General features: G+C 71.9%; 8 protein-coding genes. 2 read left to right on the top strand and 6 right to left on the bottom strand.

Annotated elements, in window-relative coordinates; genetic code table 11:
* Nucleotides 1-72: 72 nt before the first annotated feature.
* Both CA984_RS39825 and CA984_RS39820 read right to left on the bottom strand, forming a co-directional pair.
* Nucleotides 73-519 carry an FAD-dependent oxidoreductase gene (locus CA984_RS39825; RefSeq protein WP_242676435.1) on the bottom strand — a complete coding sequence of 149 codons (447 nt, stop codon included), beginning with the start codon at nucleotides 517-519 and terminating at the stop codon, nucleotides 73-75.
* Nucleotides 516-1,094: a PadR family transcriptional regulator gene (locus CA984_RS39820; protein ID WP_242676434.1), complete on the bottom strand. Its 579-nt coding sequence runs from the start codon at nucleotides 1,092-1,094 to the stop codon at nucleotides 516-518. Before CA984_RS39820 ends, CA984_RS39825 begins: the two co-directional genes overlap by 4 nt.
* 307 nt (nucleotides 1,095-1,401) lie before the next feature.
* Between CA984_RS39820 and CA984_RS39815 the strand changes: the two genes are divergently transcribed.
* Complete coding sequence (locus CA984_RS39815; RefSeq protein ID WP_242676433.1) at nucleotides 1,402-1,845, top strand: SRPBCC family protein; 444 nt, start codon at nucleotides 1,402-1,404, stop codon at nucleotides 1,843-1,845.
* Here the strand turns inward: CA984_RS39815 and CA984_RS39810 are convergent.
* The 4 genes from CA984_RS39810 to CA984_RS39795 form a co-directional block, all read right to left on the bottom strand.
* Nucleotides 1,832-2,380: an FxsA family protein gene (locus CA984_RS39810; protein WP_242676432.1), complete on the bottom strand. Its 549-nt coding sequence runs from the start codon at nucleotides 2,378-2,380 to the stop codon at nucleotides 1,832-1,834. The two genes, CA984_RS39815 and CA984_RS39810, sit on opposite strands and share 14 nt — an antisense overlap.
* A gap of 69 nt (nucleotides 2,381-2,449) precedes the next feature.
* Nucleotides 2,450-3,193, bottom strand: a complete 744-nt coding sequence (locus CA984_RS39805) for a polyprenol monophosphomannose synthase (RefSeq protein WP_086578538.1) — start codon at nucleotides 3,191-3,193, stop codon at nucleotides 2,450-2,452.
* Nucleotides 3,193-4,836 (bottom strand): apolipoprotein N-acyltransferase, encoded by a 1,644-nt coding sequence (lnt, locus tag CA984_RS39800; RefSeq protein ID WP_086578537.1) that lies wholly within the window; start codon nucleotides 4,834-4,836, stop codon nucleotides 3,193-3,195. The genes CA984_RS39805 and lnt overlap by 1 nt, the downstream gene beginning before the upstream one ends.
* 576 nt (nucleotides 4,837-5,412) lie before the next feature.
* The gene (locus CA984_RS39795) at nucleotides 5,413-7,713 is read right to left on the bottom strand and encodes a HelD family protein (RefSeq protein ID WP_086578536.1); all 2,301 of its coding nucleotides are present in this window, start codon (nucleotides 7,711-7,713) and stop codon (nucleotides 5,413-5,415) included.
* A 224-nt stretch (nucleotides 7,714-7,937) separates the two neighbouring features.
* Here CA984_RS39795 and CA984_RS39790 point away from each other — a divergent pair, with 224 nt between their 5' ends.
* Complete coding sequence (locus tag CA984_RS39790) at nucleotides 7,938-9,134, top strand: ROK family transcriptional regulator (protein WP_086578535.1); 1,197 nt, start codon at nucleotides 7,938-7,940, stop codon at nucleotides 9,132-9,134.
* The last annotated feature ends 4 nt before the right edge of the window (nucleotides 9,135-9,138 follow it).

Here is a 9,138-nt window from a genome sequence, read left to right as displayed (position 1 = left end):
GTGCAAGATCATGATCACGCCGCCGGAGCGGCCTGCGTGCTGACTATATAGTTGACACTGACTAGAAATTGTTTAATAGTTGGAACTGACTAAAGAGATGGGGGCGTCGTGGAGAAGCGACGCAAGGTGACCAACCCTCTGGCGCTTGCCGTACTCGGTGGGGACGCCCTGGGCCCGGGCATGGTCGTGCAGGACGCGGTAGAGGTCCGGGCGCCACAGGGCCCGGCTGGGGGGCAGGCCGGTCAGGCCGGGAAACTCCCCGATCCGCTTGCCCTTGCCGTCGGTCATTATGGTGCGGTTCATCGGCAGGCCGACGGCCCGCACGGCGTCGCCCGCGCCGACGACGTCCAGTGCGGCGAGGCCGTTCGGGGCGATCGTGAGCTGGCCGCCGACGCCGTCGGCGGTGACCGCGTACGCCTCGTAGACGGTCGCCTCGATGCCCGCCTTGCGTAACGCCAGCGCCGTGACCGGCCCGGCGATCCCGCCACCGATGACCAGTGCTGTCTTGACTGCTGTCATGTCTGGCTCCCGAATATCTCCTGCCATGCCCGGATGTAGTCCGGCTGCTTGAGCGACTCGATGAGGCCCGCGACGAAGCGGCGCTCCGCCTCCAGCACCGCGAGCCGGTATTCGTCCTCGACCAGGAACACCCAGCGGACCCCGTCGTCGAGGGCTGACTTCACGACGGCGCGGATCTCGTCGGCCTCCTCGGACAACGCCGTCGATCTCTGGGTGAGCAACTCGACCGAATCGGCCGGGGAGAGCACGCTCAGCAACGACAGGGCGACCCCGAACTGCGGGTATTCATGCCGCGGCTGCGCGACCAGCTCGCGCATCCAGTCGTAGAACTCATGCCGGCCCTCGTCGGTGAGCGCGTAGACCGTGCGCTCGGGCCGCTGGGTGTCGCGCACGGTCTCCTGCTCGATGATGAAGCCGGCCTTCCTCAGTTGCTCCACCACCATGTAGAGCGAGCCCCGGTTGTATTTGAAGCTGCGGTCCTTGCCGTTCTCCTTGAGCCGCCGCCCCATCTCATACGGATGCATCGACTCCACCAGCAGTTCGGCGAGCACCGCCAGCGCCAGAGGGTTGGTCACCTTGCGTCGCTTCTCCACGACGCCCCCATCTCTTTAGTCAGTTCCAACTATTAAACAATTTCTAGTCAGTGTCAACTATATAGTCAGCACGCAGGCCGCTCCGGCGGCGTGATCATGATCTTGCACCGTGGGCCGGGAGGTCCGGAGAAACGCCGTCGCCACGGGCGGGCGGAGGTGACGGGTGGAGCGACAGCTCGCGGTGAGGCGCTCACCCGCACGGACGTGGGGTCGGCGCGGCAGCCCCCGGACGCGCCTGCCGGGCGGGGAGGTGGTTTCGGGAGTGCCTGCCGCGCGGAAGGATCGGAAGGTGACTCACTCGCGCATCAGCGTCTCGGTCGAGGCGGCCGCCGGGCCGCGGCAGGTGTTCTCCGTGCTGACCGACTGGCCCCGCCACGGCGAGTGGATGGTCCTGACCCGCGCGCACGTCGCCGCCGGGGACGGCCGGAGTCAGGGGAGCCGGCTGGCGGCCTTCACCGGGGTGGGCCCGGTCGGGTTCCTGGACACCATGGAGATCACCGAGTGGGATCCGCCCACGACCGTGGCGGTCCGGCACACCGGGCGGCTGGTGCGCGGCACCGGGGTCTTCCGCGTGCTGCCCCGCGAGGGCGGCGGCAGCACGATCGTCTGGGAGGAGGAGCTCGACCTGCCGTTCGGCCTGGTCGGGCGGCTCGGCTGGCCGCTGGTCAGGCCGGTGAACGCGGCGCTTCTCCGGCTCTCGCTCCGCCGCCTGGCCGAGCTCAGCGGTCGGTGAGGTCGCGGCTGGAGTCGCGGGCGGCGGGTCGGCCCGGCTCGTCCCGGATGACCTCGCCGTGGATGACCGTCCCGGGGCCGGAGGGCTGGTCGCGCATGGCCTGGAAGGGGGAAGCCGTGCCGCCGAACGGCGAGCCGAGGCCGGGGCCGGCCGTCTTCTCGGCGAGGGTGCGGATCCGGCGGGCGAGGAACCGGGCGCCGAGCCCGCGCATCAGCGGCTGGGTGAACGGCAGGAGGAACAGCAGGCCGACGACGTCGGTGAGGAAGCCCGGGATCATCAGCAGCACCCCGCCCGCGACGGTCATGGCACCGCCGGGGGCGCCCGGCTCGGGCATCCGGCCGCTCTGCGCCGCCTCCTGGAGCTTCCGCCAGGCCCTGCGGCCCTCCCTGCGGACGATCCAGGAGCCGAGGAGGCTGCCGGCGGCCAGCAGGGCGATCGCGGGCCACACGCCGATGGCCTGATTGACCTGGACGAACACCAGGATCTCCAGGACGGGGACCGCCAGGAAGGCGAGGGCCAGCAGAAGGCGCATCATTTCCTCAACTCACGCGACAGCCGTACGACAGTGACAACGCCCCGGATCGCCCCCGCGTTCCGCTTCCGCTCAGCGCGGACGGCGCAGGCGCTGGGGAAGGCCGGAGAAGCCCCACAGGGTGACCCGCCACAGCGCCTCCCCCACGATGGCCCGGTTCATCTTGCTGGCCCCGACGGTGCGGTCCACGAACGTGATCGGCACCTCGGCGACGCGCAGGCCGTGCCGGACCGTGCGCAGGGTCAGGTCCACCTGGAAGCAGTAGCCCTGCGACTCCACGTCGTCCAGGCCGATCTTCTCCAGGGTGCCGGCGCGGTAGACGCGGAACCCGGCGGTGGCGTCGCGGACCGGGACGCCGAGCATCATCCGGGTGTAGACGTTGGCGCCGCGGGAGAGGAACTCCCGCGAGCCGGGCCAGTTGACCACCTTGCCGCCTGGCACCCACCGGGAGCCGATCACCAGGTCGGCTCCGTCGGCCAGCGCCTCCAGCAGCTTGGGCAGCTCCTCGGGCTGGTGGGAGCCGTCGGCGTCCATCTCCACCAGGACGTCGAAGCCCTCCTCCAGCCCCCAGCGGAAGCCGGCGATGTAGGCGGCGCCCAGACCCTGCTTGCCCGGCCGGTGCAGCACGTGGACGTGGTCGTCCCCGGCCGCCAGCCCGTCGGCGATCGCGCCGGTGCCGTCGGGACTGTTGTCGTCGGCGATCAGCAGGTGCGCCTCGGGCACCGCGGCGCGCACCCGCTCGACGATGGCCGGCAGGTTCTCCCGCTCGTTGTACGTCGGGACGATGACGAGCACCCGGCCAAGCATCCGCTCCATCATTCGTCTCCCACCTGCCGGTCGCCGTCCTGGTCCGCGGAGTGCACCAGGCTACGGGGCCCGCGCCGCCAGGCGGCGGCCAACGCGCCCACACTCACAAGTATCAGGGCCCATTCGGGCAGTGCGCCCACCCGCGTGGCGACCGTTTCGGCCGTCCTGACCGGAACGCGCAGGACATTCGCCGCGGGGACGAGCTCTCCGGTGCGCCAGGCGACCGTGCCATCGGGGGTCACGTAGGCGGATATACCCGTGATCGCGGAAGTTACCACCGCCCGATTGTGCTCGACGGCACGGAGCTGGGACATGGCGAGCTGCTGGGCCGGCAGGCCGGTCAGCGCGTAGGTGGCGTTGTTGGTCTGCACCACCAGCGGGGTGGCGCCCGTCCGGGCGGTGTCGCCGACGATGCCGTCGAAGGCCACCTCGTAGCAGTTGATCGCGCCGACCGTCACCGGGCCCACCTTCAGGTCTCCGTCGCGGGTGCCTGCCACCGACTGCTTGCCGACCAGGCCCGCCCGCTCGAACAGGGCCAGCACGAGCTCCTTGAGCGGGGTGTACTCGCCGAACGGGACGAGCTGCTGCTTGTCGTAGTAGGCGCCGGGCCCGGTGACCGGGTCCCACACCAGGCTGCGCGTCGCGCGGTTGTTCTCCCCGATGCCGACCACGGCGCCGACCAGGACGGGCACCCCGATGTCCTTCACCGCCGCGTCGATCTCGGCACGGGCGAAGTCGCTGCGGTAGGGGTCGATGTCGGTGGAGTTCTCCGGCAGCACGACCAGGTCCGGCCGGGGGGTCCGGCCCTCCCGTACGGCCCGCGCCATCTCGTGGAGCATGCGGGTGTGGTTCCCGAGGACCACCGCGGGTTCGTCCCCCAGGGGGTGCATGCCCCTCCCCGGGACGTTGCCCTGGATGACGCCGATGGTCACGGTCCTGCCCTCGTCGCCGAAGCGGGGGACGGCGAACGCCGCGGCCGGTACGGCCAGCACCCCGGCGAGCGGCAGGGCGACCGCCCGGTCCCAGCGGGGGGCGGCCGCGAGGCGGAGGACCAGCAGCGCGGCCAGGCCGCCGCACAGGGCCACCGCGAAGGTCACCAGCGGCGCGCCGCCGAGGGCGGCGTAGGGGGTGAAGACCGACTCCCCCTGGCTGAAGGCCACCCGCGCCCAGGGGAATCCGCCGAACGGGAACTGCCCCCGGGCCCACTCCATCGCCACCCAGAGCGCGGCGCTCCACAACGGCCACAGAGGCAGCCGGGCGGTCAGGGCGGTGCCGGCGGCCCAGGCGGCGTAGAAGAGGCTCTCCAGCGCCACCAGGCCCAGCCAGGCGTCCGTCCCGATCGGGCTGACCCAGTGCAGGGCGGGCAGCAGGAAGGCCAGGCCGGTGAGCAGGCCGAGCCACAGGGCGCGGCGGGGACGCGAGCCGTGGACCGACAGGACCGTGAGCGCCAGGCCGAGGGGCGCCAGGAACCACAGTCCCAGCGGCGGGAAGGAGAGGAAGAGCAGCAGTCCGCCCGCGACCGCGCCCGTGATCCGTCCGGCGAGCGCGCCGCGCGTGGCGGCGGCGCCCGTCCGCCCGCGCGGAGGACCGGCGGCGGCGCCGTCCGTGGCGGCCGCTCGCGGCGCCGGGGCGGCCGTCTTCTCCTGCGCCACGGGCGGGGCTCCTCGCGATGTCGTGCGGACGGTGACGCCCGGTCTTCCCAGCCCGGCCCGCCGGCCGGTCGCTGGGACCCGGCTCTCTCGCCCGGCTTTCTAGCCCGAACGGTACCGCCCGCCCGGGCGCATCCCAAAAAGCGGGGGCCGTGGACGCGGCAACGGGGTGACCCCCAGAGCGGACGGATGTCCTGGAGATCACCCCGACGCTTGCGATGCTCGGCACGGGAGCGGGAAGAGGGCCCGGACGACCCTTCGGACCGGTTCCGTCCCGTCGGCGGCGAGCGCGGATTGCCGTTGTCTACTGGGTGCCCGGACCCCTCCTGGGTCCAACCCCCCGCCCGGTCAGGGTGCCCCGCCTCGACGGAACGCCGGCCCTGCGCCTGGCTGTACGGACGGGGTGACCCCCGTCACGGGCGCAGGAACCGACGATGTCGAAAGGCGGCCAACCGGCCAGTCCCGTGCTGGACTGGGCAGCAAACTACCGACCCCAGCGCAGATGTCAACCGTGTCACTAACAGCGGAAACATCAAGTTTTCGCAGCTGGGACATGATCGACGAGAGCCGTCAATGCTCTCATGTGATCGGATGTCGCTCAAGTCGAGCAAGCGCTTCGGGGAGCGGGCCGCTGTGCACGACGCCAAGACGCTGTGTCGCACGGGTCATCGCGACGTAAAGGTCGCTCGCCCCGCGCGGCGATTCCCGCAGGATCGCCTCGGGCTCCACCACGATGACCGCGTCGAACTCCAGCCCCTTGGCCTGGGTGGCCGTCAGGACCGCCACCGGGGCGTCCAGGGCGGCGGATCCCGGACCGGCGACCGCGCCGTCGACGGCCCGGGTCACGATCTCCCCGAACTCGCCCATGCCGGACTCCGGCACGATCACGACCAGCCTGCCGCCCTCGACGAGTTCGGCCTTGACGACGTCGGCGAGGGCCTCCACCGGGGAGGCGGCCCAGGGTGCCGCCCCCGTCTCCCGGACCGAGGTGGGCGCGACGAGGCCGGGGCCGACCAGCGCGAGCACATCGGCGGCCACGGCCATCAGCTCGGCGGGGGTGCGGTAGTTGACGCTGAGGTGCTCCTCGCGCCAGCGCCCGGCCACGTAGGGGTCGAGCGCCCGGCCCCAGGAGTGAGCGCCCGCCGAGGACCCGGTCTGCGCCAGGTCGCCGACGATCGTCATCGACCGGGTCGGGACCCGCCGCATCACCATCCGCCAGTCCATCGCGGACAGCTCCTGCGCCTCGTCCACGATGACGTGGCCGAAGGCCCAGGTGCGGTCGGCGGCGGCGCGCTCGGCGGTGGTCAGGTACACGTCGTCACTCAGGTGCCGGGCGGCGAACTTCTCGGCGTCCATGATGTCGGACAGCCCGGTCAGCTCCAGCACCTCCTTGGCGTAGGTGAGCTGGTGCTGGCGCTCGTCCAGGGCGGCGGCACGCCTGGCGGCCTGCTCCTCCTCGGCGATCCACGCCCCGGCCCGCAGCACCGCCGGGTCGATGTCGCCGAGCAGTTCGGCGGCCTCGTCCAGCAGCGGCACGTCCGACTCGGCCCACCAGTTCTCCCCCTGGCGGGGGGGTTGGCGCAGCAGCAGTTCGCGCTCGGCCGCGCCGAGGTCGCCCGCGGCGTAGTCCAGCCGCTCGCGCGAGGTGAACAGCCCGATGAGGAGCTGCTGCGGAGTGGTGTAGGGCCACAGCCTGTTCAGCGCGGCCTTGACGGGACGCTCCGTGCGGAGGTCCTCGCGGATGTCGGCCAGCTCGTCGTCGTCGATCATGCCCTTGCCGAGCTGCTTGGCGGCCTGCCGGGCGAGGGCGTTGAGCAGGTGGCGGACGAAGATCCCACGGGCCTCGTTGTGCGGCTTCCTGGAGCGGGTCGCCCGGGTGCGGGCGGCGTCCAGGACGCGGCCGTCGAGTTTGAGGGTGTAGCGGTCGAGGCGGATCTCGATCGGCTGGCGCGGCACCCGCTGCCGTTCCCGTACGGCCCGCGCCACGACCTCGGCCATCCGCCCGTCGCCCTTGATCGCGGCGACCTCGGGCCGTTCCCTGACCGTGGGGACGACTCCCGGATACAGCTCGGAGACCGTGGACAGCAGCACGTCGGTCTCGCCCAGGGAGGGCAGCACCTGCTCGATGTAGCGCAGGAAGGTCAGGTTGGGCCCGAGGATGAGCACGCCCCGGCGGGCCAGCTTCTCCCGGTGGGTGTAGAGCAGGTAGGCGGCCCGGTGCAGGGCCACCACGGTCTTGCCGGTGCCGGGGCCGCCCTGCACGACGAGCACGCCGTTGAGGTCCGAGCGGATGATGCGGTCCTGCTCGGACTGGATGGTGGCCACGATGTCGCGCATCCGCCCGGTGCGCCTGGCGGCGATGGAGGCCAGCAGCGCCGCCTCGCCGTTGAGGGTGGCCACGTCGTCGTCGGTGAGGTTGTCGAGGTCGAGCAGGTCGTCGTCGACCCCGATCACCTTGCGCCCCTTGGTCTGCAGGTGGCGGCGGCGGGTGACGCCCATCGAGGCGGCGGGGGTGGCGCCGTAGAACGGCTGGGCGACGGGGGCCCGCCAGTCGATCAGCAGCCGCCGTTGCTCGTCGTCGGCGAGGCCGATGCGGCCGATGTACAGGGAGGTGTGGTCGGCGTTGTCGAGCCGCCCGAAGCACAGGCCGTTCTCGACCGCCCACAGGCGGCCCAGCCGCTCGGCGTACATCCCGGCGAAGGTGTCGCGCTCGGAGCGGTTCTGGTGCGTCCCACCGCTCCCGCCCTGCGCCAGCACCCCGTCCAGCTGCCGCTTGGTGCGCTCGCGCAACAGGTCGAGCCGTTCGTAGAGAGCGGAGACGTACTCCTGCTCCTTGGCGAGCTCGAGTTGACGGGTCGCCGTCGCTCCATTATCGTTGATAGTAATGGGATACTCCGGGCCATTGGCTGGTTGTTATGACAAACCATCACCTTAGCAGGTCCGTCGAGATGTTCACCCCTCCCCTCGCCATCACAGGTTGATTGCGGCGCGCCCTTCACGCTTGACGGAATTCGCACGGGTTCCTTAGATTCACTCCGAGTTAGGAAACTTTCCTAACTCCGTTTTACGGGCGACTGTATGACGTGTGCGGACACGGAGGACCTGTGACTCAGCCGACGCCGGGCACCCCAAGCCTGCTGCGTGCGATCAACGACCGCGCCGCCCTGCAGGCACTGCTGGAGCGCGGACCGCTGACCCGGCCGGAGATCGGCGCCCTGACCGGCCTGTCCAAGCCCACAGCATCTCAGTTGCTCGCCCGGCTCCAGGAGGCGGGTCTGGTCGTCCTGAACGGCATCCGCGAGGGACTGCCCGGCCGGACCGCCGAGGTCTACCGGCTCAACCCGGCCGCCGCGCACGTCGCCGCCCTGGACGTCACCGCCGCGCACATCGACGTCAGGGTCGCCGACATCACCGGCGCCGTGATCGGCGAGCACCGGCTGCCCACCCCCGGCCGCTCCGCCGGTGACGTGGTGGAGCGGGTGCGGGCCGCGCTGGAGGGCGCCGGCGCCCCCGCCGACCTGCGGCGCGCGGTCATCGGCGTGCAGGGCGCGATCGATCCGGGCACCGGCAGGCTGGGCTACGCCACCAGCAAGGACATGCCCGGCTGGCACATCCCCGACCTGGTGCCCACCCTCAGCAGGGGGCTCGGCCTCCAGGTCGCCGTCGAGAACGACGTCAACCTCGTCGCCCAGGCCGAGCAGGCGCACGGCGTGGCCCACGGCCACCGGGACTTCGTGCTGCTCTGGGCCGACGAGGGCCTCGGCTCGGCGCTGGTCCTGGGCGGACGGCTGCACCGCGGCGCCACCGGGGGCGCCGGCGAGGTCGGCTACATGCCCGCCCCCGGCGCGCCGACCGCCCGCGAGGTGGGGCGTTACGCCAACCACGGCTACCAGGCCCTCACCGGCGGGCCCGCCGTACTCAAGATCCTCAGGTCCTACGGCGTGCGCGGCACCGCCCCCGCCCAGGCCGTGCGGAACGCCGTGCAGACCTCGCAGGCCACCGGCAAGCGCGCCGACGACGCCCGCGCCGGGCTGCGCGACATCGCCGCCCGTCTGGCGATCGGCCTGGCCGCGATCACCTCGGTCGTCGACCCGGAGATCATCGTGCTGACCGGCGGCACTCTCCTGGCCGGCGGCGAGACCCTGCGCGAGCTCGTCGAACACGAGCTCCACGCGCTGACCATCCCCCGGCCTCCCCTGCTGCTGTCGACCGTCGAGGGCAACCCCGTCCTCGCCGGGGCGCTCGACCTCGCCCTCGACGCCACCCGCGACGAGGTCTTCAGCTCCACCGTCCCCTCCTGATCCC

The sequence above is a fragment of the Streptosporangium minutum genome (assembly GCF_002149035.1).
GTDB classification, from domain to species: Bacteria; Actinomycetota; Actinomycetes; order Streptosporangiales; family Streptosporangiaceae; genus Streptosporangium; species Streptosporangium minutum.
This window is presented reverse-complemented; position numbering and strand designations above follow the sequence as displayed.